This is a genomic window from Mesorhizobium sp. WSM4884 (genome assembly GCF_029625675.1).
Lineage (GTDB): Bacteria > Pseudomonadota > Alphaproteobacteria > Rhizobiales > Rhizobiaceae > Mesorhizobium.
In genome coordinates this window covers 1-261 of sequence record NZ_JARTVO010000071.1, presented here as the reverse complement: position 1 = coordinate 261, position 261 = coordinate 1, and the positions used below count along the sequence as shown (strand labels likewise).

General features: G+C 61.3%; 1 protein-coding gene. It reads left to right on the top strand.

The window, feature by feature from the left end:
- A partial coding sequence (locus P9236_RS30715; RefSeq protein WP_278078215.1) for a hypothetical protein occupies positions 1-261 on the top strand: 261 nt, incomplete at both ends.

Here is a 261-nt window from a genome sequence, read left to right as displayed (position 1 = left end):
AGAAGCTCGCTCTACGCCAAGCCGCATGACCAGCAATATGGCCGCCCCTTTTTTGCAGAACTTGACGCACACAACCCGACAGAGGGGGTCGCCGCGCGTCGAGCGCCAGCGCTTTCCGGCACGACTGATGACGCCGGCGATCTACGCGAGGCGACCCCTTCTGACCTGCCGGCCATCTCCCCCTCAAGGGTAGGGCTATCGCATATGAGTGAAGATGCGGAGCAGATCTTGGTCAGCCCATCGTGCCTTGAGACGTTTGTG